Origin of the sequence: Acidovorax sp. (genome assembly GCF_022763525.1) — a bacterium.
GTDB lineage: Bacteria > Pseudomonadota > Gammaproteobacteria > Burkholderiales > Burkholderiaceae_C > Acidovorax.
On sequence record NZ_JALEGG010000080.1, the window covers coordinates 1 to 26,799 of the forward strand.

Annotated in this window: 24 protein-coding genes; 12 read left to right on the plus strand and 12 right to left on the minus strand. The window is 65.7% G+C overall.

Translation table 11 applies throughout. From position 1 onward, the window contains the following. Nucleotides 1-691 precede the first annotated feature (691 nt). The 9 genes from MRY84_RS05925 (at nucleotide 692) to MRY84_RS05965 (ending at nucleotide 11,454) form a co-directional block, all read left to right on the plus strand. Entirely contained in the window at nucleotides 692-1,462 is a 771-nt protein-coding gene (locus tag MRY84_RS05925; RefSeq protein ID WP_291504820.1) for a TetR/AcrR family transcriptional regulator, read from the plus strand. Between the two features lie 3 nt (nucleotides 1,463-1,465). Further along, nucleotides 1,466-2,413 (plus strand): SDR family oxidoreductase, encoded by a 948-nt coding sequence (locus MRY84_RS05930; RefSeq protein ID WP_291504821.1) that lies wholly within the window; start codon nucleotides 1,466-1,468, stop codon nucleotides 2,411-2,413. Further along, nucleotides 2,410-4,023: a carboxyl transferase domain-containing protein gene (locus tag MRY84_RS05935; RefSeq protein WP_291504822.1), complete on the plus strand. Its 1,614-nt coding sequence runs from the start codon at nucleotides 2,410-2,412 to the stop codon at nucleotides 4,021-4,023. The genes MRY84_RS05930 and MRY84_RS05935 overlap by 4 nt, the downstream gene beginning before the upstream one ends. 23 nt (nucleotides 4,024-4,046) lie before the next feature. After that, nucleotides 4,047-5,177, plus strand: a complete 1,131-nt coding sequence (locus MRY84_RS05940) for a DNA alkylation repair protein (protein WP_291504823.1) — start codon at nucleotides 4,047-4,049, stop codon at nucleotides 5,175-5,177. Between the two features lie 53 nt (nucleotides 5,178-5,230). Next, nucleotides 5,231-6,409, plus strand: coding sequence for an acyl-CoA dehydrogenase family protein (locus MRY84_RS05945; protein WP_291504824.1), 1,179 nt, complete (start codon nucleotides 5,231-5,233; stop codon nucleotides 6,407-6,409). A 1-nt stretch (nucleotide 6,410) separates the two neighbouring features. Further along, nucleotides 6,411-7,220 carry an enoyl-CoA hydratase/isomerase family protein gene (locus MRY84_RS05950; RefSeq protein WP_291504825.1) on the plus strand — a complete coding sequence of 270 codons (810 nt, stop codon included), beginning with the start codon at nucleotides 6,411-6,413 and terminating at the stop codon, nucleotides 7,218-7,220. 222 nt (nucleotides 7,221-7,442) lie between these two features. Further along, nucleotides 7,443-9,377, plus strand: coding sequence for a biotin carboxylase N-terminal domain-containing protein (locus MRY84_RS05955; RefSeq protein WP_291504826.1), 1,935 nt, complete (start codon nucleotides 7,443-7,445; stop codon nucleotides 9,375-9,377). Then, nucleotides 9,374-10,546 (plus strand): acyl-CoA dehydrogenase family protein, encoded by a 1,173-nt coding sequence (locus MRY84_RS05960; protein WP_291504827.1) that lies wholly within the window; start codon nucleotides 9,374-9,376, stop codon nucleotides 10,544-10,546. The genes MRY84_RS05955 and MRY84_RS05960 overlap by 4 nt, the downstream gene beginning before the upstream one ends. A 14-nt stretch (nucleotides 10,547-10,560) precedes the next feature. After that, nucleotides 10,561-11,454, plus strand: a complete 894-nt coding sequence (locus MRY84_RS05965) for a 3-keto-5-aminohexanoate cleavage protein (protein ID WP_291504828.1) — start codon at nucleotides 10,561-10,563, stop codon at nucleotides 11,452-11,454. A gap of 130 nt (nucleotides 11,455-11,584) precedes the next feature. Here the strand turns inward: MRY84_RS05965 and MRY84_RS05970 are convergent, their stop codons facing one another. Next, nucleotides 11,585-11,830 carry a hypothetical protein gene (locus MRY84_RS05970; protein ID WP_291504829.1) on the minus strand — a complete coding sequence of 82 codons (246 nt, stop codon included), beginning with the start codon at nucleotides 11,828-11,830 and terminating at the stop codon, nucleotides 11,585-11,587. 219 nt (nucleotides 11,831-12,049) lie between these two features. Between MRY84_RS05970 and MRY84_RS05975 the strand changes: the two genes are divergently transcribed. After that, complete coding sequence (locus MRY84_RS05975) at nucleotides 12,050-12,610, plus strand: hypothetical protein (RefSeq protein ID WP_291504830.1); 561 nt, start codon at nucleotides 12,050-12,052, stop codon at nucleotides 12,608-12,610. Nucleotides 12,611-12,625: 15 nt separating this feature from the next. Here MRY84_RS05975 and MRY84_RS05980 read toward each other — a convergent pair whose 3' ends face one another. Then, nucleotides 12,626-14,797: a 3-hydroxyacyl-CoA dehydrogenase NAD-binding domain-containing protein gene (locus MRY84_RS05980; RefSeq protein ID WP_291504831.1), complete on the minus strand. Its 2,172-nt coding sequence runs from the start codon at nucleotides 14,795-14,797 to the stop codon at nucleotides 12,626-12,628. 23 nt (nucleotides 14,798-14,820) lie between these two features. Next, nucleotides 14,821-16,026, minus strand: coding sequence for an acetyl-CoA C-acetyltransferase (locus MRY84_RS05985; RefSeq protein ID WP_291504832.1), 1,206 nt, complete (start codon nucleotides 16,024-16,026; stop codon nucleotides 14,821-14,823). Between the two features lie 153 nt (nucleotides 16,027-16,179). On the opposite strand from MRY84_RS05985, the gene MRY84_RS05990 reads away from it, so the two are divergent. Then, nucleotides 16,180-16,482, plus strand: a complete 303-nt coding sequence (locus MRY84_RS05990; RefSeq protein ID WP_291504833.1) for a hypothetical protein — start codon at nucleotides 16,180-16,182, stop codon at nucleotides 16,480-16,482. A gap of 147 nt (nucleotides 16,483-16,629) precedes the next feature. Here MRY84_RS05990 and MRY84_RS05995 read toward each other — a convergent pair whose 3' ends face one another. The 7 genes from MRY84_RS05995 to MRY84_RS06025 all read right to left on the minus strand — a co-directional run bounded on the left by MRY84_RS05995 (nucleotide 16,630) and on the right by MRY84_RS06025 (nucleotide 24,769). After that, complete coding sequence (locus MRY84_RS05995) at nucleotides 16,630-17,793, minus strand: acyl-CoA dehydrogenase family protein (protein WP_291504834.1); 1,164 nt, start codon at nucleotides 17,791-17,793, stop codon at nucleotides 16,630-16,632. 127 nt (nucleotides 17,794-17,920) lie between these two features. Next, on the minus strand, nucleotides 17,921-19,087 hold the full coding sequence (locus MRY84_RS06000) for an ABC transporter substrate-binding protein (protein WP_291504835.1): 1,167 nt from the start codon (nucleotides 19,085-19,087) through the stop codon (nucleotides 17,921-17,923). Between the two features lie 203 nt (nucleotides 19,088-19,290). Beyond that, nucleotides 19,291-21,147 carry a long-chain fatty acid--CoA ligase gene (locus MRY84_RS06005; RefSeq protein WP_291504836.1) on the minus strand — a complete coding sequence of 619 codons (1,857 nt, stop codon included), beginning with the start codon at nucleotides 21,145-21,147 and terminating at the stop codon, nucleotides 19,291-19,293. A 6-nt stretch (nucleotides 21,148-21,153) separates the two neighbouring features. Beyond that, on the minus strand, nucleotides 21,154-21,972 hold the full coding sequence (locus tag MRY84_RS06010) for an ABC transporter ATP-binding protein (RefSeq protein WP_291504837.1): 819 nt from the start codon (nucleotides 21,970-21,972) through the stop codon (nucleotides 21,154-21,156). Then, complete coding sequence (locus tag MRY84_RS06015) at nucleotides 21,969-22,808, minus strand: ABC transporter ATP-binding protein (RefSeq protein WP_291504838.1); 840 nt, start codon at nucleotides 22,806-22,808, stop codon at nucleotides 21,969-21,971. Before MRY84_RS06015 ends, MRY84_RS06010 begins: the two co-directional genes overlap by 4 nt. Nucleotides 22,809-22,813: 5 nt before the next feature. After that, nucleotides 22,814-23,890, minus strand: coding sequence for a branched-chain amino acid ABC transporter permease (locus MRY84_RS06020; RefSeq protein WP_291504839.1), 1,077 nt, complete (start codon nucleotides 23,888-23,890; stop codon nucleotides 22,814-22,816). A gap of 3 nt (nucleotides 23,891-23,893) precedes the next feature. Next, nucleotides 23,894-24,769 carry a branched-chain amino acid ABC transporter permease gene (locus MRY84_RS06025; protein WP_291504840.1) on the minus strand — a complete coding sequence of 292 codons (876 nt, stop codon included), beginning with the start codon at nucleotides 24,767-24,769 and terminating at the stop codon, nucleotides 23,894-23,896. A gap of 354 nt (nucleotides 24,770-25,123) precedes the next feature. Between MRY84_RS06025 and MRY84_RS06030 the strand changes: the two genes are divergently transcribed. Beyond that, a complete protein-coding gene (locus MRY84_RS06030) occupies nucleotides 25,124-25,609 on the plus strand; it encodes a thioesterase family protein (RefSeq protein ID WP_291504841.1) in 486 nt (161 codons plus the stop codon). A gap of 11 nt (nucleotides 25,610-25,620) precedes the next feature. Here MRY84_RS06030 and MRY84_RS06035 read toward each other — a convergent pair whose 3' ends face one another. After that, nucleotides 25,621-26,064: a PaaI family thioesterase gene (locus tag MRY84_RS06035; protein WP_291504842.1), complete on the minus strand. Its 444-nt coding sequence runs from the start codon at nucleotides 26,062-26,064 to the stop codon at nucleotides 25,621-25,623. Beyond that, nucleotides 26,061-26,516 carry a MerR family DNA-binding transcriptional regulator gene (locus tag MRY84_RS06040; RefSeq protein ID WP_291504843.1) on the minus strand — a complete coding sequence of 152 codons (456 nt, stop codon included), beginning with the start codon at nucleotides 26,514-26,516 and terminating at the stop codon, nucleotides 26,061-26,063. Before MRY84_RS06040 ends, MRY84_RS06035 begins: the two co-directional genes overlap by 4 nt. Between the last annotated feature and the right edge of the window lie 283 nt (nucleotides 26,517-26,799).

A 26,799-nucleotide genomic window follows, 5' to 3' on the forward strand; every position in this document is an offset into this window, starting at 1 on the left:
GGCGAGTCAGATTACGAAGCACGGGCGCTAGGGCGCCCGTGCCACCCCACAACCGCCCCGCCGCAGGCGCAGCCAGCAGGGGGTGGAACAGCCAAACAGCCGAACAGCCACACGGGCCATCGCTGCGCTCGGCCTGGCTTTCGCAGCGCGTGGCGCTTGCGCCCGCGAGTTGGGGCCGAGCGCAGCGCAGCGAAGCAATGGCCCGTGTGGATGTCCGCTGCCCGGGTTCCCTTCTGTATGCGCCTGGGGCGCGCAGGGCGCGGGGTGGCATGCGCGTCGGAGCGCGCATGCTTCGTGAACTGACTCACCGCAGTTGTTTGAGCGGAGCGCGCCAGCGCGCAGCGAGTTCTGCGGTGCACCCCGCGACCGAGTACCCCAGGTTGCCCCGTAGCGCAGCGCAGGGGTCGCAGACAGCAGGGTCGCCTTTTCTTTGGTTCCTTTCTTTTGGCGACCCAAAAGAAAGGGACTCGCCCGCCGGGGCGACATCCCGGCCTCCGCCCTCTGCATAGGCGCGCTGCACGGATCAGCGGGCAAATGATCGCGCCTTGGCTTCGACCCTTCGACAGGCTTAGGACAGGCAAGCTCAGCCCGAACAGCTGGACAAAGACACTTCGGCGCGAGCCAAAACACGATCGATATTTTTACAAAGCAATTGCTTGCTAAAAATAACCCGTTTTGCTATCGTGCCCCCATGGACTCTCCCCTCCGCCGCCCCCGCGTCTCCAAGCCCCCGGCAACCCGCCCCCGCAAGGCCGCTTCGCCTGAACGGGCCTCCGCAGATGAAGACAAAGACAAAGAACGACAACACCAACCCCCCCGCCGCCCCCGCGGCCGCCCCCGCAAAACCGCCGAAGAACTGGACGACGGCAATCGCCGCCGCAAGCTCATGGACACCGCCGCCAAGCTCTTCCTCACCCAGGGCTTTGCGGCCACCAGCACACGCGACATCGCCGCCGCCGTGGGCATGCACAGCGGCTCGCCCTTCTACCATTTCGAAAGCAAGAGCGCGCTGCTCTTCGCCGTGATGAACGAAGGCATGGCCACCGCCTTGCAAAGCCAGCAAGCGGCCCTGGATGCCCTGGCGCAGCGCCAGCCCCAGGCCACGGCGCGGGAGCGGCTGCGCGTGCTCATCCGCCACCATTTCGAGGTGCTGCTGGGCCCGCACAGCGGGTTCATCCCGGTGATGCTGTACGAGTGGCGCTCGCTCACGCCCGCGCAGCGCAAGAGCATCGCCAGCGTGAAGGACACCTACGAAGCCGTGTGGATGCCCACGCTGGAGGCGCTCGCCCGCCAGAAGGCGCTGCAGGCCGACCCGGCCGTGGCGCGGCTGTTCATCTTTGGTGCGCTCAACTGGGCCGTGCAGTGGTTCGCCTCGCCCAAGAAGAACAACAACAAGCAAGGCAAGTCGCTCGACGAGCTGACCGATGAAGCGCTGGCACTGTTCATCCGTGGCGAGGGCTGACCGATGGCGGAAACTTCCACCTCCACCTACCAACCGATTTTCGCACCGGGGCTGTTCAATGGGCAGGTGATCATCGTCACAGGTGGCGGTTCGGGCATCGGCCGCTGCACCGCGCACGAACTGGCCTGCCTGGGCGCGCACGTGGTGCTGGTGGGTCGCAAATCTGAAAAGCTGCAGGCCGTGGCCGACGAGATCACCGCCGACGGCGGTGCAGTGTCCTGGCATGCCTGCGACGTCCGCTCCGAAGACGCTGTCGCCCTGCTGGTGCAGCAGGTGCTGGCCGCCCAGGGCCGCATCGACGGCCTGGTGAACAATGCAGGCGGGCAGTTCATGGCCCCGCTCGAATCCATCAGCGCCAAGGGTTGGGAGGCCGTGCTGCACACCAACCTCACCGGCGGCTTTCTCGTGGCGCGAGAGTGCTACCGGCAGTGGATGGCGCAGCACGGCGGCTCAGTAGTCAACATCGTGGCCGACATGTGGGGCTCCATGCCGGGCATGGGGCACAGCGGGGCGGCGCGCGCGGGCATGGTCAGCTTCACCGAAACCGCCGCGTTGGAATGGGCCTGCAGCGGGGTGCGCGTGAATGCCGTGGCGCCGGGCTACATCGCATCGAGCGGCATGGACAACTACCCGCCCGCGGCCGCGCACCTGCTGCGCTCCATGCAGCAGACGGTGCCGCTGGGCCGCTTTGGCAATGAGGCCGAGGTGTCGGCGGCCATCGTGTTTTTGCTCAGCCCCGCCGCCAGCTTCATCAGCGGCAGCACCGTGCGCGTGGATGGCGCGCGGCCGCAGGTGCGCCTGGGCTGGCCGCTGCGGGTGCCCGATGCGGCCGTACAGCAACGCCCCGCCATCCGACCGTTTGCGGGCTTCCACCGCGCGCAGGTCCCGCGCGTGTTTGCAGCAGCGCCCGCGGCGCCATCGTCCGGCAGCGCTCCCAAGGATTCCGCATGACCCACGCTTTTGCCTCGCGTTTCAACCCCGGCAGCGCCGAAGCGCAGAGCCGCCGCGCCGCATCCCTGGCTCGGCTGGAGGCACTGCGCGCGCTGGAAGAGCGCGCCGCCGCAGCGTCTGCACGCTCGCTGCCCCAGTTTGAAAAGCGCGGTCAGCTACTGCCGCGCCAGCGTGTGGCGCTGCTGCTGGATACCGGTGCGCCCTGGCTGCCGCTGTGCACGCTGGCGGGCTACTTGCAGGATGTGAAAGACTCCGAGAAGTCCGTGCCTGGTGGCGGCATGGTCGCGGGCATCGGCTTTGTCAGCGGCGTGCGCTGCATGGTGGTGGCCAGCGATTCGGGCATCGAAGCCGGTGCCATCCAGCCCATGGGCCTGGAAAAGATCTTGCGCGTGCAAGAGATCGCGCTGCAAAACCGCCTGCCTTTCATCCACCTGGTGGAGAGCGCGGGCGCCAACCTCATGCGCTACCGCGTCGAAGGCTTTGTGCACGGCGGCACGCTGTTCCGCAACCTCGCGCGGCTGTCGGCGGCGGGCATTCCGGTCATCACCGTGCAGCACGGCTCGGGCACTGCAGGCGGCGCCTACATGCCCGGCTTGTCGGACGTGGTCATCATGGTGCAGGGCCGCTCGCGCGCCTTCCTGGCCGGGCCGCCGCTGCTGATGGCTGCGACGGGCGAGATTGCGACGGAAGAAGAACTGGGCGGTGCCGAGATGCACACCGCCGTCTCGGGTCTGGGCGAATACCTGGCCCAGGACGACCGTGAGGCCATCGGCCTGGCGCGCGATGTGGTCGCGCAGCTGGGCTGGAACACGGCCCCGCGACCCAGCGCGCCCGCACCTCTCTTGCCGGCAGACGATCTGCTCTCCCTGATGTCTTCCGACCTGCGCCAGCCCGTGGACATGCGCGAGGTGATGGCGCGGCTGGTGGACGGCTCGGAGTTGCTGGAGTTCAAGGCACGCTACGGCATGGCCACCGTGTGCGCGCAGGGCCACATCCAGGGCCAGGCCGTCGGCTTCATCAGCAACAACGGCCCCATCGATGTGGCGGGCGCGAACAAGGCCACGCATTTCATCCAGTGGATGTGCCAGCTGGGCCACCCCATCATCTACCTGCAGAACACCACGGGCTACATGGTGGGCAAGGACAGCGAGCAGGGCGGCATGATCAAGCACGGCAGCAAGATGATCCAGGCCGTGACCAACGCCACCGTGCCGCAGATCACCATCCAGTGCGGCGCCAGCTTTGGTGCGGGCAACTACGGCATGTGCGGGCGGGGCTATGCGCCGCGCTTCCTGTTCAGCTGGCCCGGTGCCAAGACAGCGGTGATGGGCGGCGAGCAGGCTGCGCGCACCATGCAGATCGTGACCGAGGCGGCGCTGGCGCGCAAAGGCATCACGCCCGACCCGGTCGAATCGCAGGCCCAGTTCGACAAGATCGTCGCCATGTTCGATGCCCAGGCCGATGCGTTCTACACCAGCGGCCTGCTGCTGGACGACGGCGTGATCGACCCGCGCGACACGCGGGCCGTGCTGGCGTTTTGCCTGGACACCTGCGCCGAGGCGCAGACGCGCACGCTGCGGCCCCTGAGCTTTGGCGTGGCGCGGATGTAAGCGCTTCGCACGCAATCCCTACGATGGCCGAGCCTCTCAAATACCTGCTCAACGACACCGTGCCGCCTCGCATCGCGGCCATGGTGCGCCGTGCGTGGCGCAAGTTCGACACCACCGCTTTTCTGCAGCAGGTAGAGCCCGGCTACGAATCGCTGGAGCTGATGGCGCGCGGCCAGCGCATTGCGCAGGCCCTGCAGGCACACCTGCCGCAGGACGTGCCGCGCGCGCTGGGTATGCTGGTCGATTCGACGGACCCGCCCATGGGCCTGGACGTGGCGGGCGAGCCTGATGCGGGTGACCGCCCTTACAGCGCCTTTTTGTACCTGCCCCACAGTATCTACATCGGCACACACGGCCTGCCGCATTTCGAGGCGGCCATGGCCGCGCAGCATGCGCTGACCCAGCGGTTTACCGCCGAGTTCTGCATACGCCCCTACCTGCTGCACCACCAGGGCGCCACGCTAGCGCGGCTGCGCGACTGGGCGCAGGATGACAACGCCCATGTGCGCCGCCTGGTGAGCGAAGGCACGCGGCCCCGCCTGCCCTGGGCACCGCGTTTGCCTGCATTCCAGAACAACCCGCAGCTGGTCCTGCCGTTGCTCGATGCGCTCAAGGACGACCCATCGTCCTACGTGCGCCGCTCCGTGGCCAACCACCTGGGTGACATCGCCAAGGACCACCCCGACCTGGCCGTGGGCACCGCGCGCACCTGGCTGCAGGGCGCACCCGCCCCGCGTGAAGCCCTGGTGCGCCACGGCCTGCGTTTTCTCATCAAACGCGGCGACGCCGCTGCGCTCGATGCCCTGGGCGTGGGCCATGCCGTGGCGCTGGATGTGCGGGCCGCACGCGTGGTGCCCGTCCGCGCACGCATCGGAGACAAGGTGCGCATCGAGGCCGAGCTGCACAACCCCACACCCCAGGCCCAGCGCGTGCTGGCCGACCTGAAGGTGCACTACGTCAAGGCCCACGGCGGTGCGGCGCCCAAGGTGTTCAAGCTGCAGACGCTGGACATTCCGCCCGGCGCCACCGTAGCGGTGGGCAAGACGCTGTCGTTGCAGCAGATGACCACGCGCACCCACTACCCCGGCGCGCACCAGGTGGAGTTGGTGCTCAACGGGCGGCCACAGCCGCTGGGGCAGTTTCAGCTTTCGTGATCGAGGTTTGCAGGCACACAAACGTACAAACGCAACAGCAGGAGACAAGCACCATGCAGTTCACACACGAGCACCGCGAGATCCAGAAAACCCTCAAGCGCTTCATCGACGAAGAGATCAACCCCCATGTGGACGAGTGGGAGGCGGCCGAGATCTTCCCCGCGCACGAGGTCTTCAAGAAGATGGGCAACCTGGGCCTGCTGGGCCTGTGCAAGCCCGAGGAATACGGCGGCCAGGGTCTGGACTATTCGTACAGCCTGGCCATGGCCGAGGCGCTGGGCCACATCCACTGCGGCGGCGTGCCCATGGCGATTGGTGTGCAGACCGACATGTGCACCCCGGCGCTGGCGCGCTACGGCAGCGAAGAACTCAAGCGCAACTTTCTGGCCCCTGCGATTGCGGGCGACATGGTGGGCTGCATCGGCGTGAGCGAGCCTGCGGCGGGCAGCGATGTGTCGGGCATCAAGAGCGTGGCGCGCAAGGACGGCGATGACTATGTGATCACCGGCCAGAAGATGTGGATCACCAACAGCCTGCAGGCCGACTGGATGTGCATGCTGGTGAACACGGGCGAAGGGCCTGTGCACAAGAACAAGAGCCTGGTGATGGTGCCCATGCGCGATGGCCCTGGCGGCAAGCTCACCAAAGGCATCGAGGTGGCGCAGAAGATCCGCAAGATCGGCATGCACAGCAGCGACACCGGGCTGATCTACTTTGACGAGGTGCGCGTGCCGCAGCGTTACCGCATCGGTGCCGAAGGGCAGGGCTTCATCTACCAGATGCAGCAGTTCCAGGAAGAGCGCCTGTGGTGCGCCGCCAGCACGCTTGAATCGCTGAACCACTGCATCCAGTGGACCATCGACTACGCGCAGGAGCGCAAGTTGTTTGGCAGCACGCTGGCCGACCAGCAGTGGGTGCAGTTCAAGCTGGCCGAACTCAAGACCGAGGTCGAAGCGCTGCGTGCACTCACCTACCGCGCCTGCGACCTGTACGTGAACGGGCAGGACGTGCTGGAGCTGGCCAGCATGGCCAAGCTCAAGGCCGGCCGCCTCAACCGCGAGGTGCCCGACACCTGCCTGCAGTTCTGGGGCGGCATGGGCTTCACGCTGGAGAACAAGGTCTCGCGCATGTACCGCGACGGGCGGCTGGCGTCCATCGGCGGCGGGGCCGACGAAGTGATGCTGGGCATCCTGTCCAAGCTCATGGGCATTGCCAAGCGGCCCGCGCACTGACATGACTGATGCGCTGTTGATCGACCCCGCGCCGCTGGCCAGCGGCTGCGTGGAAACCTGGACGCTCAACGACCCGGCTAGCCGCAATGCGCTGTCCGAAGCCATGGTGGACGCCCTGCTGGCCGCGTGCGAGCGGGCTGCGGCTGATGCCGACCTGCGCGGTGTGGTGCTGCGTGGCGCAGGTGGTCACTTCTGCGCGGGTGGCAGCCTGGGCGGATTTGCCAAGACCATTGGCCAGCCCCTGGCTGAGGGCGAGGCTGACCCGCTGGTACCGCTGAACCGCCGATTCGGCACGCTGCTGCAGGCCCTGTGCGCGCTGCCGCAGTGGCTCGTGGTGGCGGTGGAGGGCGCGGCCATGGGCGGCGGCTTTGGCCTGGTGTGCTGCGCCGACCAGGTGCTGGCCCATACCAGCGCGCAGTTCGCCACGCCCGAGGTCACGCTGGGTATCGTGCCTGCGCAGATCGCGCCGTTTGTGGTGCGGCGCCTTGGCCCGTCTGCTGCGCGGCGGTGTTTGCTGACCGGCGAGCGCTGGGATGCTGCTGCCGCCCAGCGCTTGGGCCTGGTCGATGACCTGGTGGAGGGCGACATGAATGCCGCTTTGCAGGCAGCCATTGCACGCCACGCTGCCGCAGCGCCGCAGGCCGTGGCCGCCACCAAACGTTTGTTGCTGGCCCAAACCGAAACGCCGTTGCCCGCGCTGCTGGACGAAGCAGCAGTTGCTTTTTCGCAAGCGCTGCGTGGCCCCGAGGCGCCGCAAGGGCTGGCGGCGTTTGCTGCGCGCAAGGCACCGCCTTGGAGTGCGAAGCTATGAAAAAGATCCTCATCGCCAATCGCGGCGTTCATGCCGCAGGCATGGCGAAGCAAATTGCCCGCGCACGCGCAGCGTGCAGGCGGGCGATGGAGCCGCGAGGGCACAGCCTATGAAAAAGGTACTCATCGCCAATCGCGGTGTTCATGCCGCAGGCATGGCGAAGCAAATTGCCCGCGCACGCGAAGCGTGCAGGCGGGCGATGGCGCCGCGAGGGCACAGCTTATGAAAAAGATACTGATCGTCAATCGCGGCGAAATCGCCCGCCGCATCATCCACACCGCCCGCCGCATGGGCATCGAAACGGTCGCGGTCTATTCCGACCCCGATGCCAACGCTCCGCACGTACGCGAAGCCACTCAGGCCGTGGCCTTGGGCGGTGCTGCCAGTGCTGACACCTATCTGCGCATCGACAAGCTGCTGGCTGCAGCGCGCGCCACCGGCGCCGATGCCGTGCACCCCGGCTATGGCTTCCTCAGCGAGAACGCGGACTTTGCCCAGGCCGTGGTCGATGCGGGCCTGACCTGGATCGGCCCGCCGCCCGGCGCCATCCGCGCGCTGGGCAGCAAGGCTGGCGCCAAGGCCTTGGCCCAGACGCAGGAAGTGCCCTGCCTGCCCGGCTATGCTGGCGACGACCAGAGCGACGAACGCTTTGCCGCCGAGGCTGCGCGCATCGGCACGCCCCTCATGGTCAAGGCCGTGGCGGGTGGGGGAGGGCGCGGCATGCGCCTGGTCACTAACCTGGCGCAGTTGCCCGCCGCACTGGCCAGCGCACGGTCGGAGGCGCTGGCGGGTTTTGGTTTTGGCGACTTGCTGATCGAACGTGCGCTGTTGCAGCCGCGCCATGTGGAGGTGCAAGTCTTTGCCGACGCCCATGGCGCGTGCATCCACCTGGGCGAGCGCGATTGCTCGGTACAGCGCCGTCACCAGAAGATCATCGAAGAGTCCCCCAGCCCCGCCGTGGACGCAGCGCTGCGCGAGCGCATGGGCGCGCGCGCCGTGGCGCTGGCGCAGGCTGCAGGGTATGTGGGCGCGGGCACGGTGGAGTTTTTGCTGGATGGGGAAGACTTCTTCTTGATGGAGATGAACACCCGTCTGCAGGTGGAGCATCCGGTGACCGAGGCGCTTACGGGGTTGGATCTGGTGGAATGGCAAATCCGCGTGGCACGTGGCGATCCGCTGCCGCTCACGCAAGATCAGGTGCGTCTGCAAGGCCACGCCATCGAAGTGCGCCTGTGCGCCGAAGACGCGCACTTCCGCCCCCACACCGGTCGTGTGCTGCAGTTCAGCGCGCCGCCCGCCACCGCGTTTGAACGGGCCGCGCCGGGCGCGCTGCGTTTTGACCATGCGCTGGAAGAGGGCGCCGAGGTCACCCCCCACTACGACGCCATGCTGGGCAAGCTCATCGCGCACGCCCCCACGCGGGCCGAGGCCATCGCCGCGCTGGTGCGTGCGTTGCACAACACCCGCGTGCTGGGCCTGCCCACCAACCGCGCGTTTCTGGCGGCCTGCCTGCAGCACCCCGTGTTTGCCAGTGGACAGGCGCTGGTGCCGTTCCTGGCGGAGTACGCTGCTGGCCTGCAGAAGTTGCTATTAAATGAAGAGCTATCAGCGCTTGTTCCTCCTGCGCTAGAGGCCATTTTTGCTTCAAATCCTGCGTCAGATTTGCCTTGTTCCATGGCCCGGCCGCTGCGCCTGCGTCACCAGGGCGAGGTGCACGCGGTCGCCGTGCGCGAGCTGGGCGATGGGCGGCTGCAGATTGAGCAGGCCGGGGCAGAACCTGTGACTTTGGAACTGCCCCAGCGCGGTGTGCACTGCGTGGCGGTGGCCCCCCGGCGCTGGCACTGGCAAACCGGCGGTGTGGACGGCTGGGTCGAAGACGCATCGTGGGAACCCGCCGCGCGTGCGGGTGCGGCGGGCGGTACGACCGAGTTGCGCGCCCCCTTCAATGGCAAGGTGGTCGCGCTGTCCGTGGCCGCAGGCCAGGCGCTGGCGGCGGGCGACACCGTGGTGGTCATCGAATCCATGAAGCTCGAACACAGCCTGGCCAGCCCTGCAGCCGCCACGGTGGCCGAGCTGCTGGTGGCCCCCGGCCAGCAGGTGTCGCCCGGCCAGGTGCTGGCCCGTTTTGCACCCGCCACGCAAGGAGCGTCCGCATGACCGCCACACCCGATGCAAGTGCTGTGAGCGACGAAGACCGTACTGCCCTCACCGACACCGTCACTCGCTTTGCCCGCACCGAGATCGCGCCGCATGTGGACGCGTGGGATGCCGCCGGTGAATTCCCCCGCAGCCTGTACCGCCGCGCGGCCGACCTGGGCCTGCTGGGCCTGGGCTACCCCGAGCAGTACGGCGGCACGCCAGCCAGCTACCAGCTGCGCCTGCCGCTGTGGCGCGCGCTCAGCCGCCACGGCGCCAGCGGTGGCGTGCTGGCCAGCCTGCTGTCGCACAACATCGGCCTGCCGCCCGTGCTGGCGCATGGCAGCGATTCTGTGCGTACCGAGGTCATTCCTCCGGTGCTGGCGGGCGAGCAAATCGCTGCGCTGGCGATTACCGAACCTGAGGGTGGGTCGGACGTGGCGCAGCTCAAGACCACCGCGCGGCGCGAGGGCGATGACTACGTCGTCAACGGCGAAAAGGTGTTCATCACCTCCGGCATGCGCGCGGACTGGATCACCGTGGCTGTGAGGACCGGGGAGGCCGGAAGCAAGGGCAGCGCAGGCATCTCCATGCTGCTCATCCCGGGCCACAGCGCAGGCCTGTCGCGCAGCAAGCTCGACAAGATGGGCTGGCTGTGCTCCGACACCGCCCACCTGCGCTTTGACAACGTGCGCGTGCCGGCCCGCTACCTGTTGGGCGAAGAGGGCGCGGGCTTTCGCATCATCATGGCCAACTTCAACGGTGAACGTTTTGGCCTGGCCGCGTCGGCCCTGGGCTTTGCCGAGGCCTGCTACGACGAAGCCCTGGCCTGGGCCCGCCAGCGCAAAACCTTTGGCGCCGCGCTGGTGGGGCACCAGGTCATCCGCCACAAGCTGGTGGACATGCAGATGCGCATCCAGTCCACCGCCGCGTGGTGCGAGTCCGTGGCCGCGCAGGCCGACGCGGGCCGCACCGGGCCCGAGTGGGTTGCCAATGTCTGTCTGCTCAAGAACCACGCCACCCAAACCATGCAGTTCTGCGCCGACCAGGCCGTGCAGATCCTCGGCGGCATGGGCTTCATGCGCGGCACCGTCAGCGAGCGCATCTACCGCGAGGTCAAGGTCATGATGATTGGCGGGGGTGCAGAAGAAATCATGAAAGACCTGGCTGCACGTCAGCTGGGCATCTGAAGGAGACAGCCACCATGCACAGCACCGACCACGGCAACAAAGCCATCATCACCTGCGCCATCACCGGCGTGCTGACCGACCCCGGCCAGCACCACGTGCCCGTCACACCCGAGCAACTGGCCCAAGAGGCCCGCCGCGCGTACGACGCAGGCGCCGCCGTGGTCCACGTGCACTTTCGCAACCAGGAGCCCGGCAAGGGCCACCTGCCCAGTTGGGACCCGCAGGTGGCGCGCGACTGTGTGCAAGCCATGCGTGAGGCCTGCCCGGGCCTGATCATCAACCAGACCACCGGCGTGGTCGGCCCCAATTACCAGGGCCCGCTCGACTGCCTGCGCGCCACCCGCCCCGAGATGGCGGCGTGCAACGCCGGCTCGCTCAATTACCTGAAGGTGCGCAGCAACGGTACCTGGGCCTGGCCGCCCATGCTGTTCGACAACCAGCCCGCCAAGGTAAAGGACTTCATCGACGTGATGCTGGAGACCGGCACGCTGCCAGAGTTCGAGTGCTTTGACGTGGGCATCGTGCGCTGCGTAGAGATGTACGTGCAGACCGGCATGTACACCGAGCGCCTGCCCGAATACAACTTTGTGATGGGCGTTGAATCCGGCATGCCCGCCGACCCCGACCTGCTGCCCATCCTACTCAAGCTCAAGATCAAGGACGCCCCCTGGCAAGCCACCGTCATCGGCCGCAGCGAGATCTGGCCCGTGCACCAACGCGTGGCGGAACTGGGCGGGCATTTGCGCACGGGGCTGGAGGACACGTTCTATCTGCCGGATGGGACCAAGGCAGATTCGAACGGGCCGCTGATTGAGAAGCTGGCGGAGTACGCGAGGAATGCGGGGCGTGAGGTGGCTTCGCCGCAGGAGGCGCGGGAGATGCTGGGGTTGAAGGTGGGTATTCAGTGAAAGGTGGTGGCGCCCAGGGCCGCAGATCGGGTTAGCTGGTGGCGCTAGCTGACACTCTGCCCTGCGATGGAGGGGCGTCGGGTTGCGCTGCGTTAACTCGACGAAGGTTTTTGGAACACCCGCGGGGCTGTTATGCCAGGTCTACTCGTCGCACAAGAAACCAGGCCACCACAAGGCTCGCAGCTGCCGATAGCAAGAATCCGTAAATCCCCACCATCCGGGCAAAGCGATGCTTTCCCCAATGCGCGTCTTCGTTGTATCGAATGAAGCGCTTGTATTCGTTCAATTCTGTGATCTGCGCAGGAGTCAACCGGTCGCGGTACACATAACTTCTGTCGATGCTTTCGACAATCCCCACGGTGTCCATCTTGATCATGGGAGAGTGAAACACCATGAACACAGCCGCTACACAGAAACAGAGAACTGCTTGGCCAATGAGTACGTAAACGAGCTTCTTCAATACTTGTGGTGTCATCTCTGCAGAGCATTTAGGGTGGCTGAGTACGCAGGGCCGTATCGAGCCCGTTCAATCTGAATAGTTCACATGAACGTCTACTACAGCTGGTGAAGGGGAAATTCTGTGGCGCAGTCCTCATTGGACCTCAAGGTATTTGCCGCGCTGTCGTATCGTGACCCAGCGGTAGTTCTGCGTGAACTCCGCCAGATCGAGGCTCAAATGGTAGGCGCAAACTTGTCCCCACAAGTCCGCAATCTACGAACCAACGGCTTGAAGCACATACGCGAGTTTCGCCATGCTGCGCTTTTTTGCCATGGCATGTCCCTGCGTCTGGGGCACCAGGTTTTGTTTTCCCCCGTGGAATCAAGTGACTATGACTTCGTTGCCACATGGCGGACTGCTGATGCTCAGCACTTTGCGCGAGTGCAACTCAAGGAGTTAGTGCCCGCGCATGTGAACGAAGGCGCAACTGTCCAGGCATTGGTCGATGGTTTGAGCAAATATTCCGGCGATGACCTGATAGTTGCTATCTTTCTCAACAGAGAGGGCCGTTTCTCTCTGGAGGAGGTTGTGTTTCCCGCCCTGCACATTGCAGAGTTGTGGTTCGTGTTCGCGACAACTCCAGACCTACATATGTGGCAGTTGGTCGGGGATGCATTGCGGGAGCCCGAAGTGAGCTCCTTCAGGTACCCGACTTGAAGGGCCCAGGTTCAGTCAATAGCGTGGCTGAAATTCGCGGATGGCATCTCGGACTTTTGTTTCTAACGTGAACCCCGAGCCGTATTTCGCCGCCAGCTCATCCGCGCGTGTTTGGAACGTCTTAACATCCGTTCCATAAATGAACTGCATCGCCCCCCCCGTCCACGCCGGAAACCCAATCCCAAAAATCGACCCGATGTTCGCGTCATGCACGCTGGTCAACACGCCCTCGGCCAGGCAGCGCGCGGTTTCGATGGCCTGGCGGTAGAGCAAACGGTCCTGGATCTCCTGCACGCTCCATTCCACGCCGGGCTTTTCGAACAGAGGTTTCAGCTCCGGCCACAGGTGCTTCTTGGCGCCTGCGGGGTAGTCATAGAAGCCGCCGCCACCCGCACGGCCGGGGCGCTTCAGTTCCTTGACCATGCGCTCCACCAGCAGCTCGCCGGGTGTGGCGGTGTAGGTCTTGCCTTCGGCCGCGTAGTCGGCGCGGGTCTGGTCCAGCACGTGCACGCTCAGGGTCAGCGCGGTTTCATCCAGCACGGCCAGCGGGCCCACGGGCAGGCCCGCTTGCATGGCGGCGTTTTCAATCGCGGCGGCGGGGATGCCTTCGCCCAGCATGGCGGCGCCTTCCATCACAAAGGTGCCGAAAGTGCGGCTGGTGTAGAAGCCGCGTGAGTCGTTGACCACGATGGGCACCTTGCCTAGGGCCTGCACGTAGTCGAAGGCGCGGGCCACGGTTTCATCGTCGGTCTGTTGGCCGCGGATGATCTCCACCAGCTTCATCTTGTCCACGGGGCTGAAGAAGTGGATGCCTACAAACTTCTCGGGCCGGCTGCTGGCCGTGGCCAGGCCGCTGATGGGCAGGGTGGAGGTGTTGCTGGCAAAGAAGCCGCCGGGCGCCAGCTGCGGCTCGGCCTCTTGCGTGACTTTGGCCTTGAGGTCGCGGTTTTCAAACACGGCTTCGATGATGAGGTCGCAGCCCGCCAGATCGGCCGCGATGGCGGTGGGCGTGATGCGGGCCAGCAGCGCTTGCTGCGCATCGGCCGTCATGCGGCCCTTGTCCACGCGGGCCTGGGTGAGTTTGGCGCTGTAGGCCTTCCCGGCCTCGGCCTTTTCGGTGCTCACGTCCTTGAGCACGGTGGCGATGCCCCGGCTGGCCTGGGCCCAGGCGATGCCCGCGCCCATCATGCCGGCGCCCAGGATGCCAATCTTTTGTGGCTTGTAGCGTGGGGCCGAGCCGGGGCGCGACTTGCCGCTCTTGATCGCGTTCATGTCGAAGAAGAACGTGTTGATCATGTTGCGCGCCACGGTGCCGGTCATCAGGCGGGCGAGGTAGCGGCTTTCGATGCGCAGGGCGGTGTCGTAGTCCACCATGGCGCCTTCGACCATGGCGGCCAGCGCCGCCTCGGGCGCGGGGTAGCGGCCGCGCGTGGTCTTCTTGAGCATGGCGGGCGCGACGGTGAGGGCGCCTGCAATCTTGGGGTTGGCGGGCGTGCCGCCAGGCATTTTGTAGTTCTTGTCATCCCACGGCTGCACCGCGTGCGGGTGGGTGGCGATGTGGGCCAGGGCGGCGGGCAGCAGTTGCTCGCGCGTAGCCACCAGCTCGTGCACCAGCTGCAGCTCCAGCGCTTCGGCGGGGTTGAAGAGCTTGCCTTCCAGGATGTAGGGCTGCGCGCCCATCAGGCCCAGCAGGCGCGTCATCTTGGTCACGCCGGTGGCGCCCGGCATCAGGCCCAGCGTGACCTCGGGCAGGCCGAACTGGATCTTGGGGTCGGCCACGGCGATGCGGTAGTGGGCGACCAGGGCTACCTCCCAGCCGCCGCCCAGTGCGGCGCCGTTGAGGCAGGCCACCACGGGGATGCCCAGCGTTTCGAGTGTGCGGAAGTGCTTCTTCATGCGCTCGATTTCGCCAAACACGGCGGGCGCATCGGCGGGCTTCAGAAGCATGGTGGCCTTGAGGTCAGCGCCCGCAAAGAAGCTGGTCTTGGCGGATGCGAGCACGATGCCCTTTAGTGCAGCGCCCAGGCGTTCGCGGTCGCCCAGCACCTGGGCGGTGACCTCGCCCAACTCTTGCTGCCACTGGCGGCACATGGTGTTGACGGGGGAATTGGTTTCGTCAAACGTGATGACGGCGACCTGGCCGTCGGTGCCCTGGGCGGGGATGAGTTCGTAGCGGATGGTTTGCATGTTGTTGTCTCCTTCCCAGTCAATCAGATTCGCTCGACGATGGTGGCAATGCCCATGCCGCCGCCCACGCACAGCGTGGCCAGGCCGTAGCGCTGGCCCCGGCGGTGCAGCTCGTCAATCAAGGTGCCGAGGATCATGGCGCCCGTGGCGCCCAGCGGGTGGCCCATGGCGATGGCGCCGCCGTTCACGTTGACCTTGTCGTGCGGAACGCCCAGCTCGCGCATGAAGCGCATGGGCACGGCGGCGAAGGCCTCGTTCACTTCAAACAGGTCGATCTGGTCGATGGTCATGCCCGCGCGGGCCAGCGCCTTTTTGGCAGCGGGCACGGGGCCGGTGAGCATGATGGTGGGGTCGGCACCGCTCAGTGCCGTGGCCACGATCCGTGCGCGCGGCGTGAGGCCGTGGGCCTTGGCGGCGGCCTCGTTGCCGATGAGCACGGCGGCTGCGCCGTCCACAATGCCCGACGAGTTGCCCGCGTGGTGCACGTGGTGGATGCGCTCCACCTGCGGGTAGCGCTGCAGCGCCACGGCGTCAAAGCCCATGCCGCCCAGTTGCTCGAACGAGGGCTTGAGCGCGCCCAGGCCTTCGAGCGTGGTGTGGGGCTTGATGAACTCGTCTTCTTCCAGAATGGTCTGGCCGATGAAGTCGCGCACGGGCACGACCGAATTCTTGAAGTAGCCGGCTGCGCGCGCGGCGGTGGCGCGGCGCTGGGATTCGAGTGCGAAGGCGTCCACGTCGGCACGGGTGTATCCGTCCAGCGTGGCGATAAGGTCGGCGCCGATGCCCTGGGGCACGAACAGCGTGGCGGAGTTGGTCTCCGGGTCTTGCGCCCAGGCGCCGCCGTCGGAGCCAATGGGCACGCGGCTCATGCTCTCCACGCCGCCTGCCACCATCAGGTCCTCCCAGCCGCTTCGCACTTTCTGTGCGGCCAGGTTCACGGCTTCCAGGCCCGAGGCGCAGAAGCGGTTGACCTGCACACCCGCACAGCGAAAGTCCCACCCCGCCTTGAGCGCGGCCACCTTGGGCAGCACCGAGCCCTGTTCGCCCACGGGCGAGACGATGCCCATGACGACATCGTCCACCGCCGCCGTGTCAAAGCGGTGGCGCGCTTGCAACTCGGTCAGCAGGCCCACCAGCAGGTCGATGGGCTTGACCTCGTGCAGGGTTCCGTCTTTCTTGCCCTTGCCGCGCGGGGTGCGCAGCGCATCGAATACATAGGCTTCGGTCATGGTGGGTCTCCGTGGTGTTCCAACTGAATGGGGGTGGGGGCGCTTGGCGGGGAGGATGGGTGGGTGCGGCTCACACCGCCACAGCACGCTTTCTGACGCGGGCGCAGCGGTTTTTGCACTATCGTTGTGCTGTTGCGAACTGAATTTTTGGCTATGAAACCAACTCCATCCTCCGCCCTGCAGCGCATGGTCCGTGGCGCTATTGAATACGACGATACGCGCGAAGGGTTTGCGCTGGAGCACCATGTGGTGCTGGCAGCGTCCAGTGCGCTGGCGGTGGCGGCCTTCATGGCGCCCAGCCGCAGTTCGGCGGCGATCCGCGGCATTGGTGCGGGGTTGCTGCTGATGCGCGCCCTGAGCGGCAGCCAAGGCGTGCGCTCCTGGCTGAACGTGACCGACCGCCGCCCCGGCGCGCCGCTGAGCCCCGAGGAAGCCCGCGCCACCTGGTATCTGTAGCGGCATTCGGCTCCCACGGATGCCCGTTTGCCTTCAAACCTAAAGATCCGATCAAGCGCGGCTTGAACGGGTTGGGATGATTGAAAGCGAGGCCCGGGGAGCCAAGGTTTCTGCGGGGCGGGTTCACGTGGGTCTTGCGCGTTGTGGTCACTTGCCCAGCCCCATGGCACGCGCAATCACTTCCTTCATGATCTCGTTGGTGCCGCCGTAGATGCGCTGCACCCGCGCATCGGCATAGGCGCGGGCGATGGGGTATTCCCACATGTAACCGTAGCCGCCGAACAGCTGCACGCATTCGTCCATCACCTTGCACTGGAGGTCGGTGGTCCAGTACTTCGCCATGCTGGCGGTCTGGGTGTCGAGCTGGTCTTTCAGGATCAGCTCGCAGCACTTGTCGACAAACACGCGGGCCACCTGCACCTGGGTCTGCAACTCAGCCAGGGTGTGTCGGGTGTTCTGGAATGCCGCCACGGCCTGGCCGAAGACCTTGCGCTCTTTCACGTAGGCCACCGTCCAGTCGATGGCGGCCTGGGCGGAAGCGATGGCCGTGATGGCGATCTGCAGGCGTTCCCACGGCAGCTGCTCCATCAGACAGATGAAGCCACGCCCCTCCATGGCGGGGCCGCCCAGCAGGTTTTCTGCGGGCACCTTCACGTTGTTGAAGAACAGCTCCGACGTGTCCTGCGCCTTCATCCCCACCTTTTTGAGCCGCTGGCCTCGTTCAAAGCCGGGCATGCCGCGCTCCACCAGGAAAAGGCTGGTGCCCTTGGCACCGGCAGCGGGGTCGGTCTTGGCGACCACGATCACCAGATCGGCGTGCCAGCCGTTGGTGATGAAGGTCTTGCTGCCGTTGAGCGCATAGTGCGACCCGTCCGTGCTTTGGATGGCCGTGGTCTTGATACCCTGCAGATCGCTGCCGGCGGCGGGCTCGCTCATGGCGATGGCGCCGACCATCGCGCCGCTGGCCATCTGCGGCAGGTACTTGCGTTTTTGCGCTTCGGTGCCGTAGTGCAGGATGTACGGCGCCACGATCTCGCTGTGCAGCCCAAAGCCAATGCCCGTGGTGCCGGCGCGCGCCAGCTCTTCCATCTGCGCCACGGAATAGAGCTTGTCGGCCCCGGCGCCGCCGTATTCCTCCGGCAGGCTCATGCACAGGAAGCCATTGGCGCCGGCCTGGTTCCACACCTCGCGGGCCACGTAGCCTTGCTCTTCCCACCCGGCGTGGAAGGGAGCTACTTCCTTCTCGATGAAGCGCCGGAAACTGTCGGCAAAGGCGTGATGCTCGGGCTGGAAGAGGGTGCGTTCGATCATGCGAGCGGGTCCTATTTATGCCAAGTGAATGCTTGGTAAAAATCATTCTGCCACCGAGCGGGCGGGAACGCATCCCCAGAAATGCCAAAGCCGCCCGAGGGCGGCTTGGCGAGGCGGGCGCTCAGGCTCAGGGCTTCACGTAGTCCGACACCACCTTCCACTTGCCGTCGGTGATCTGCGACAGGCGCGACAGGTCGCTGCCCAGGCGCTTTTGCGGGCCGTAGGTGGCCTCCGCGCTGCCGAACATGTCGGGCGGGATCACCATGGTGTCCATGGCCTTGATGAAGCTCTCGGTGGTGAGGTTGGTGCCCGCTTTCTGCGCGGCCTTGATGAAGGCGTCCACCGCGCCGTAGCCGTAGACCGAGAACACCGTGGGGTCTTCGTTGAACTTGGTCTTGTACTTGTTGGCCCAGAAGCGGATGGGCTGGCTGGCCTCGTCCAGGTAGGGGTGCTGCACGGTCATGGTGGCGTACAGGCCGTCCATGGGCTTGCCCCCCAGCTTGTGGATGAGGTCGGTGTAGGCGGCGCTGGACCCCAGGAACGTGGGGTTGAAGCCGGTCTTGCGGGCTTCGCCGATGGTGCCGATGGTCTCGCGGATGATGGTGCCCAGGATCACGAAGTCGCATTCGGACGACTTCATCTTGGCGACCTGTGAGGAGAAGTCGGTGGCGCCGCGCTTGTACGAGGTCTTTTCGGTGAACTCCATTCCGATGGACTTGAGCGCCGCCTCGCCGCCGCGCATCACCTCCAGGCCAAACTCATCGTCCTGGTAGATGGTGCAGACCTTCTTGGCGCCCTTTTCCTTGATGAGCTTGGGCGCGGCCAGGCGGATCTGGTCGTAGTAAGTGGCGGCAAACGAATACTTGAGCTTGTGGAAGGGCTCGTACATCTCGCGCGCGGCCGTCACAGGGAAAAAGTTGATCACGTTCTTGCTGAACTGCACCGGCATGGCGGCCAGGTTCTGCGCCGTGCCGATGTGCGCGATCATCATGAAGATCTTGTCCTGGTTCACAAGCTTCTGCGCGGCCAGCACGGCTTTCTTGGGGTCGTAGCCAGAGTCCTCCACTTTCAGATCGAGCTTGCGGCCGTTGACGCCGCCCTGCTCGTTGGCCTCGTCCACGCGCAGCATCATGCCCAGGCGCACTTGTTTGCCAAAGCCCGCCAGCGGCCCGGACAGATCCTGGATGGAGCCCAGCGTGATGGTGTCCTTGCTCACGCCCTGGGTGGCCTGCGCGTGCACGGCGCTGGTGGCCAGGGCCATGGCAGCAAGGGCTGCGACGGAATGCAGTTTCATGGCACGTCTCCTTCGGTTGGATCGAAAACGATCACTCGTTATAGAACGATGCCCGGGGTGGGGCACCAGCACTTTCCCTATCTCGAATGGCCCGTCAGCTGGCGGCGTGCCCTGGCTTCGACAGGCTCAGCCCGAACGGCCTGGAGGGCGAACCTCAACGCAGTCCCCGGCCCGTTCAGCTTGAGCCTGCCGAAGGCCGGGCGCTACCGGTACATCGCCTCGATTTGCATGGCGTACTTCTGCTGCACCAGCTTTCGCTTGAGCTTCATGGTGGGCGTGAGCTCTTCGTCCTCGGCCGTGAGCTGCGTGTCGAGCAGGAAGAACTTCTTGATCTGCTCCACGCGCGCGAACTTCGCGTTCACCCGGTCGATCTCGCCCTGGATCAGCTCCTGCACCTCGCGAGTTCGCGTGAGGCTGGCGTAGTTGGAAAACGGCACGTCGTGGTCCTGTGCATACTTTTCCACGTTTTCCTGGTCGATCATGATGATCACCGTCAAATAGGGCAGCTTGTCGCCGATCACCACTGCGTCGGTGATGTATGGGCTGAACTTGAGCTCGTTCTCCAGCTCGCTGGGGGTGATGTTCTTGCCGCCGGCCGTGATGATGATGTCCTTCATGCGGTCGGTGATGCGCAGGTAGCCGTCGGCGTCAATGGTGCCCACGTCGCCCGTGTGCAGCCAGCCGTCGGCGTCGATGGTCTCGGCGGTTTTCTCGGGCAGGTTGAGGTAGCCCTTGAAGACGTTGGGGCCGCGCACCAGGATCTCGCCGTTGGCGGGGTCGATGCGCACCTCGTTGTAGCTGGCGGCCGGGCCGATGGAGCCGGGCTTGATGCGGCTGGCCGGCACGCCGGTGGCTGCGCCGCAGGTCTCCGTCATGCCCCACACCTCCAGCATGGGCACGCCCAGGGCCAGATACCACTTCACCAGCTCGGGCGAGATGGGTGCGGCGCCCGTGACGAGGAAGCGTGCGCGGTGGATGCCGATGAGTTTGCGCACGTTGTTCAGCGCCAGCCAGCGTGCCAGCTGAAACTGCGCCTTGAGCAACCCGCCCACGGGCTGGCCGGTCAGCACCCTGTCGGCAATGCGTGTTCCCACACCGATGGACCAGGCGTAGGCCGCCTGCTGCAGCGCAGTCGATTCCTTGAGCGCGATCATCACGCCCGAATAGAACTTCTCCCACACCCGCGGCACGGCGGTGAACACGGTGGGCGCGATCTCGCGCACGTTCTCGGGCACGGTGTCGGGGTTCTCCACAAAGTTCAGGCGCGAGCCGGTGTAGAGCGAAAAGTACTCTCCGCCCATGCGCTCGGCGATGTGGCACAGGGGAAGGAAGCACATGGCCTCGTCATCCTCGGTGCGCGAGATCAGCGTGTTGTAGCCGCGCACGGTGTAGGTGAGCGCGGCGTGCGTGTGCATGGCCCCTTTGGGCTTGCCGGTGGTGCCCGAGGTGTAGACGAGGATGGCCACGTCGTCGGGCTGGCAGGCCTGCACGCGGCGCATCAGGGCGTCGGGGTTCTGCTGGTTCCAGCTGCGGCCCAGCTCGCGCAGGGCACTCAGGCTCAAGACATCGGGGTCGTTCAGGCCGCGCAGCCCTTCCATGTCAAAGACCACGATCTTGCGCAGGCGGGGCAGCTGGCTGCGCACTTCCAGCGCCTTGTCCAGCTGTTCGTCGTCTTCCACAAACAGCACCGTGGTGGCGGAGTCTTCGCACAGGTAGTGCACCTGCGCTGCGGCATCGGTGGGGTAGATGCCGTTGGCCACGCCGCCACAGCTGAGCACGGCCAGGTCGGCCAGCACCCAATCGATGTTGGTGTTCGACAGGATGGACGCGCAGTCGCCGCGCGCAAAGCCCAATGCCATGAGCCCGCCTGCGATCTCGCGCACGGCCTCGGCGGTCTGGTCCCAGGTCCAGCTCTTCCAGATGCCCAGTTCCTTCTGTCGCATCCACACGTTGGGGCCGCGCAGTGCCACCGCGTTCCAGAACATGGCTGAGATGGTGCTGCCGGCCAGCACGTCGGTGCCAGCGGGCTGGATGTGATCGAGGTCCCAGAGGTTAGACATGTGCGCTCATCTCCAGGTCTTCTTTTTCTTCCACCGCCGCTCACCGCGCACGCCTTCATCTTTCATGCCGAGGTAGAACTCCTTGATGTCGTCCTTCTCGCGCAGGCGCTCGCAGCTGTCTTCCATCACGATGCGGCCGTTCTCCAGCACATAGCCGTAGTCCGATGCGTTGAGCGCCATGTTGGCGTTCTGCTCCACCAGCAGGATGGTGGTGCCGCGTTCGCGGTTGATGCGCACCACGATCTCGAAGATCTCCTTGGTGAGCTTCGGACTGAGGCCCAGGCTGGGCTCGTCCAGCAGGATCAGCTCCGGCGCGGCCATCAGCGCGCGCGAGATGGCGAGCATCTGCTGCTGCCCGCCCGAGAGCAGGCCCGCGTCCTGCGCGGCGCGCTCCCTCAGGATGGGGAAGTAGCCGAACACGGTCTCGATGTCGCGGGCCACCGCATCCTTATCGCTGCGGGTGTAGGCGCCCATCAGCAGGTTGTCCTTCACCGACAGCAGCGGGAACACCTCGCGCCCCTCGGGCACGTGCATCAGGCCCTTGCGCACGATGGCGGCCGGGTCGCGGGCGGTGATGTCCTGGCCCTGGAATTCGATGGAGCCCTTGCGCGGGTCGATGATGCCGCTGATGGTCTTGAGGATGGTGGTCTTGCCCGCGCCGTTGCTGCCCAGCACGGCCGCGATCTCGCCGCGGCGCACCTGCAGGCTCACGCCCCGGATGGCCTTGATGGGGCCGTAGGCGCTCTCCACGTTCTGCAGGCGCAGCAGGGGCTGGGCCACCGCGCTGGCGGCGGGCGGGCTTTGGGCGTCCAGAACGGCGCTCATGCACGCACCTCCACGCCGGAGCCTGCTGGGCGCCGCAGGTTGCTCACATCGTCGATCGTGCCCAGATAGGCTTCCACCACGCCGGGGTGCGTCTGGACCTCGCGCGGCGTGCCCATGGCCACGACCTCGCCCTGGTTCATGGCCAAGACGCGGTCGGACACTTTGGAGACCAGCGACATGTCGTGCTCCACCATCAGCACGGTGATGCCCAGCTCGTGCTGGATGTCCTGGATCCAGAAGGCCATGTCGTCGGTCTCCTCCACGTTCAGGCCCGACGAGGGCTCGTCGAGCAGCAGCAACTGCGGCTCGGTGCACAGCGCACGGGCCAGCTCCACCACCTTGCGCACGCCGTAGGGCAGGCCGGCCACCATGGTGTCGCGGTAGTGCTGCAGGTCCAGAAAGTCGATGATCTGCTCGGCCTTTTCGCGCGCCAGGATTTCCCCTTCGCGCACCTTGCGGGTGAAGAACATCTCGGCCCACAGGCTGCTGTGCTGCTGGGTGTGGCGGCCGATCAGCAGGTTGTGCAGCACGCTCGCGTGTTCAAACAGCTCGATGTTCTGGAAGGTGCGCGCAATGCCCAGGCTGGCCACCTTGTGGGGTGGCTGGTCGGTCAGCGGCAGCAGGGCGCCGCCCGGGCCGGCGTACGCGATGGTGCCGGTGGTGGGCATGTAGATGCGGCTGATGAGGTTGAACACCGTCGTCTTGCCCGCGCCGTTGGGTCCGATGAGGGTGAACACCTCGCCACGCCGCACGTCGAAGCTCACGTTGTTGACGGCCAGCACGCCGCCAAAGCGCACGCTGAGGTTCTGGGCCGAAAGCAGGACTTCGTTGGTCATCGCAGTCATTTCAACCTGTCGGATTTTTGAAAGGACTTCTGCCGCTTGAACATCCCCTTGCGGTAGAACGGGAACATCTGCAGCCATGTGCGCACCTTGAGCCAGCGGCCGTACAGGCCCATGGGCTCGAACAGCACAAAGGCAATGAGCACCACGCCATACACGACCGCTTGCAGCCCAGGCGCCTGGCCGATGGTGGCGGGCAGCCAGTCCTTGCTGAGCGAGATGAGCTGTGGCATCGAGATCAGGAAGATGGCGCCCAGGAAAGCCCCGTGCACCGATCCCAGGCCGCCAATCACGATCATGAGCAGCAGGTCGATGGATTGCAGGATGTTGAACTGGTCGGGCGAGATGAACTGCAGCTTGTGGGCATACAGCGCGCCGCCGATGCCCGCGAGCGCGGCCGACAGCGAGAACGACAGCGTCTTGTAGCGCGCCAGGTGGATGCCCATGCTCTGCGCCGATATCTCTGAATCGCGAATGGCGACAAAGGCCCGCCCCGTGGGCGAACGCAGCAGGTTCAAGATGGCCAGCGTGCAGACCACGGTGATGACGAGGCACAAGAAGTAGAACGACTCCGTGGTCGCGAACGAGTACCCGCCGATCTGCGGCGGCACCAGGTGCTTGCCGGAGTTGCCGCCCGTCACCGACTCCCAGCGCGCGAACACCTCTTCGACGATGAAGCCGAACGACAGCGTGGCCATGCCCAGGTAGATGCCCTTCACGCGCAACGCAGGCAGCCCCACCACCACCCCCACAGCGGCCGACAGCCCCGCCGCGCAGGCCAGCGACAGCGCAAACGGCCAGCCCATGCCGGTGAGCACGGCCTGCGTATACGCCCCCACGCCCAAGAAGGCCGCATGCCCCAGCGAGAAAAGCCCCGTGAAGCCCGCCAGCAGCATCAGCCCCAGGCCCACGATGGCATAGATGAGCACAAAGGTCAGCTGGGCCAGCCAGTATTCAGGCGCCACCCAGGGCGCGGCGACCAGGGCCAGGCACAGCAGGCTGTACCAGAACACATGCCCGCCATGTTTGGCCAGGCGGATGTCTTGCTCGTACGAGGTCTTGAAGAGAAAGCGCATGGGTCAGACTTTCTTTCTCAGCTTCTCGCCGAACAGCCCATTCGGTTTGACCATCAGCATGATGAGCACCACGATGTACGCAGCCGTGTCCTTGAACCCATCGGGCAGGTAAAAGCCCGAGAGCGATTCGACGATGCCGATCACCAGCCCGCCCACGATGGCCCCCGGCAGGCTGCCGAAGCCGCCCACCACTGCAGCCGGAAACGCCTTGAGCCCGATGAAGCCCATGTTCGCATGCACGAAAGTGATGGGCGCCAGCAGCAGCCCCGCCACCGCCGCCACCACGGCCGCCAGTCCCCAGGCCAAGCCGTTGAGCCGCTGCACCGGGATGCCCATGTAGTACGCGGCCAACTGGTTTTGCGAGGCGGCCTGCATCGCGATGCCCAGCTTGCTGTAGCGGAACATGGCAAAGAGCAGCACGCACAGCACGCCGGTGGCGCCAATCACCACCAGCTGCTCGGCGCTGAGCACCAGCTCGCCCAGCCGCAGGGACTGGTCCTTGTAGGGCACGGGCAGCGTGTGCGTGTCGGTGCCGATGTTGGGGATCATGGTGACCAGCCCGCGCAGCACGTAGCCGATGCCGATGGTGAGCATGACGATGGAGAAAGCCGGCTGTCCGAGGATGGGGCGGATCACCGCGCGCTCCAGCACCACGCCGAAGAGCCCCATGGCCGCGATGCTGGCCAGCACCGCCACCCAGAAGGGAAAGCCCAGCACGGTCATCAGCGCCAGGCCGCAGAACGCGCCCAGCATCATGAGTTCGCCCTGGGCAAAGCTCACCGTTTCCGTGGCCTTGTAGATGAGCACGAAGCCGAGCGCGATCAGCCCGTAGATGCACCCCTGGGAGACACCGCTGATCAACAGTTGCACGAATTGCACACTGGCTCTCCAGAATATTTTTACAAAGCGATTGCTTTGCATAAATGATCGTGCCTGCCCGGGTGGCGCTTCGCACTCGGGGCTAACCCTGACGGGCTGCGGTGGCCGGCAAGCCGCGGATATTGACGGGCGCGGACGCGAGGCGCAATAAGGGTTGTGTCCTACTCAGCCCACCGCAGGGCGATGCCGGGCCTTGAGATGTCGCGTGGGCGACATTGATGGCGCAGGCAGAAACGCATTGTTTAAGCCAAAATGGCCGCTGGCGCTTGCTGGGTAAGCGCAATAAGCTATCAAAATTGAAGCGACAGACCGCACGGGCTGTGGGTCCACGCCGTCTTCCTGCCGGAAATCCTCATGAGTAAAACCGCCCCTTCGTCTGCCGCGGCGTTCGAGCCCGAGTTCATTGACGGGCTGCGCACCATCTTTGAAGAGAAAATCGTCTTCAACCAGGTGCTGGGCCTGAAGGTGGTGGACCTGCGGCCCGATGGGGTGGCGGGGCGGATCGACATGAAGCCCGAGTTGGTGGGCCACTACGCCTACAACCGCGTGCACGGCGGCGTGATCAGTGCAGGGCTGGACGCCATGGGCGGGCTGGCCGTGATGGCCGCCATCGGTGCCAAGCACATGGACGAGCCGCCCGCGCAGCGCCTGCACCGCTTTGCCAAGCTGGGCACCATTGACCTGCGGATCGATTACCTGCGCCCCGGCATTGGCAGCCATTTCGAGCTGCGCGCACAGGTGTTGCGCCTGGGCTCGCGCGTGGCCACCACGCGCATGGAGTTTCTGGGGCCGGACGGACAGATCATGTCGGCAGGCGCGGCGGCGTACATCGTGTCCTGAAATCGCGCGGCTCAGGTGCTGCGGCGAGGCTCCAGATTGCGCGCCGTGCCCAGCCAGGTCGCGCACAGGGTTTCGATGCCAGCGTCATCGACCGCCCACACGTCGGCGGCGCAGATGCTCAGCAGGCTGCCCGCATCAACCACACGGCCCCTGGCACGCAGGCAGGCACCACGGGCTGGAGCAAACAGCTTGACTGTGCCGTCCACCGTGGCGTTGGCCCAGCCGGGTGACAGCAGGCTGCCGGCGGCCGCCACGGCGGCAAAGTCGCCGAGTGCATAGACAGCAGTCGCCTGCAACTGGCCGGGCCGAAAGCAGAAGGCCTCGAGAATGGGCATCTCCACGGTCACGGCGCCGGGCGCGGCATCCAGAAAGCGCAGCCTGAGGGTGCGTGCCATGGGCATGGCAAGCACGGCGGCTTCAAGCTGCTCCAGCAGGGGAGCGGAGGTGGGGTTCATGAACGGTCTCCTTGGGTGGAAGGGGTGGCCGGTGTGGCCTTGCGGACGCGGGGCCAGGGCGCCCGCGATGGAGCGGCGCCGGGGCGCTGGCTGTGCGCCTGCTCGGCCTGGCGGGCGCGCAGCCACTGCGCGTGGTCGAGCGCCAGCCGTTGCTGCGCTTGCAACGCAGTGATCTGCGCTTGGATCTCGTTGGCCCGGACCTCCACGGTGTCCGCCAGCTCGCCAGGGCCAATGCGGCCACGCCGCCAGGCCTGCAGGTGACTGCGGATCTGCGGCAGGCCAAAGCCCAGCGCGCGCGACATGGCGATGAACACCACCTCGCGGCGGGTCGAAGGGGCATAGTCGCGGTACCCATTGGGCAGGCGTGCCGGGCGCAGCAGCCCGGCGCGCTCGTAGTGGCGCAGCGCATGCACCGTGACACCCGTCTGGCGGGCCAGTTCGGAAATCTGCATGCCCCCAGGCTAACAACCTTTGCGCTGCGCTAGGCTTGCACAGGCGACACCATGCACAGGCTTTCGAGCGCTGTATGGTGTTGCAAGCGCTGCAAGCGCTTGCAACCATCGAACCTTCTCGTTACCGATCTTGCGTAACGCGCGCATCTTTTTTGTAGCTGCCGTCCTACGATGAATTCTTCTTTTCAAGGAGATCTGATGGCCGTGCAAAACCCCTTCTTTGGCAAGCGTGAAACCGAATCCTTCCAACCCCGCCACAGCGCAACGTCATCCACAGGGCTGA

Excerpts from the sequence above, each read along its gene's own strand:
- MRY84_RS05970 (WP_291504829.1), bottom strand. The coding sequence starts at position 11,830 with ATGATCAAGATGGACACCGTGGGGATTGTCGAAAGCATCGACAGAAGT.
- MRY84_RS06035 (WP_291504842.1), bottom strand. The coding sequence starts at position 26,064 with ATGAACCCCACCTCCGCTCCCCTGCTGGAGCAGCTTGAAGCCGCCGTG.
- MRY84_RS06005 (WP_291504836.1), bottom strand. The coding sequence starts at position 21,147 with ATGTCTAACCTCTGGGACCTCGATCACATCCAGCCCGCTGGCACCGAC.
- MRY84_RS05935 (WP_291504822.1), top strand. The coding sequence starts at position 2,410 with ATGACCCACGCTTTTGCCTCGCGTTTCAACCCCGGCAGCGCCGAAGCG.
- MRY84_RS05980 (WP_291504831.1), bottom strand. The coding sequence starts at position 14,797 with ATGCAAACCATCCGCTACGAACTCATCCCCGCCCAGGGCACCGACGGC.
- MRY84_RS06000 (WP_291504835.1), bottom strand. The coding sequence starts at position 19,087 with ATGAAACTGCATTCCGTCGCAGCCCTTGCTGCCATGGCCCTGGCCACC.
- MRY84_RS05930 (WP_291504821.1), top strand. The coding sequence starts at position 1,466 with ATGGCGGAAACTTCCACCTCCACCTACCAACCGATTTTCGCACCGGGG.
- MRY84_RS05985 (WP_291504832.1), bottom strand. The coding sequence starts at position 16,026 with ATGACCGAAGCCTATGTATTCGATGCGCTGCGCACCCCGCGCGGCAAG.
- MRY84_RS06015 (WP_291504838.1), bottom strand. The coding sequence starts at position 22,808 with ATGACCAACGAAGTCCTGCTTTCGGCCCAGAACCTCAGCGTGCGCTTT.
- MRY84_RS05940 (WP_291504823.1), top strand. The coding sequence starts at position 4,047 with ATGGCCGAGCCTCTCAAATACCTGCTCAACGACACCGTGCCGCCTCGC.
- MRY84_RS05995 (WP_291504834.1), bottom strand. The coding sequence starts at position 17,793 with ATGATCGAACGCACCCTCTTCCAGCCCGAGCATCACGCCTTTGCCGAC.
- MRY84_RS05945 (WP_291504824.1), top strand. The coding sequence starts at position 5,231 with ATGCAGTTCACACACGAGCACCGCGAGATCCAGAAAACCCTCAAGCGC.
- MRY84_RS05965 (WP_291504828.1), top strand. The coding sequence starts at position 10,561 with ATGCACAGCACCGACCACGGCAACAAAGCCATCATCACCTGCGCCATC.
- MRY84_RS06030 (WP_291504841.1), top strand. The coding sequence starts at position 25,124 with ATGAGTAAAACCGCCCCTTCGTCTGCCGCGGCGTTCGAGCCCGAGTTC.
- MRY84_RS05955 (WP_291504826.1), top strand. The coding sequence starts at position 7,443 with ATGAAAAAGATACTGATCGTCAATCGCGGCGAAATCGCCCGCCGCATC.
- MRY84_RS05925 (WP_291504820.1), top strand. The coding sequence starts at position 692 with ATGGACTCTCCCCTCCGCCGCCCCCGCGTCTCCAAGCCCCCGGCAACC.
- MRY84_RS06010 (WP_291504837.1), bottom strand. The coding sequence starts at position 21,972 with ATGAGCGCCGTTCTGGACGCCCAAAGCCCGCCCGCCGCCAGCGCGGTG.
- MRY84_RS06040 (WP_291504843.1), bottom strand. The coding sequence starts at position 26,516 with ATGCAGATTTCCGAACTGGCCCGCCAGACGGGTGTCACGGTGCATGCG.
- MRY84_RS05950 (WP_291504825.1), top strand. The coding sequence starts at position 6,411 with ATGACTGATGCGCTGTTGATCGACCCCGCGCCGCTGGCCAGCGGCTGC.
- MRY84_RS06020 (WP_291504839.1), bottom strand. The coding sequence starts at position 23,890 with ATGCGCTTTCTCTTCAAGACCTCGTACGAGCAAGACATCCGCCTGGCC.
- MRY84_RS05990 (WP_291504833.1), top strand. The coding sequence starts at position 16,180 with ATGAAACCAACTCCATCCTCCGCCCTGCAGCGCATGGTCCGTGGCGCT.
- MRY84_RS05960 (WP_291504827.1), top strand. The coding sequence starts at position 9,374 with ATGACCGCCACACCCGATGCAAGTGCTGTGAGCGACGAAGACCGTACT.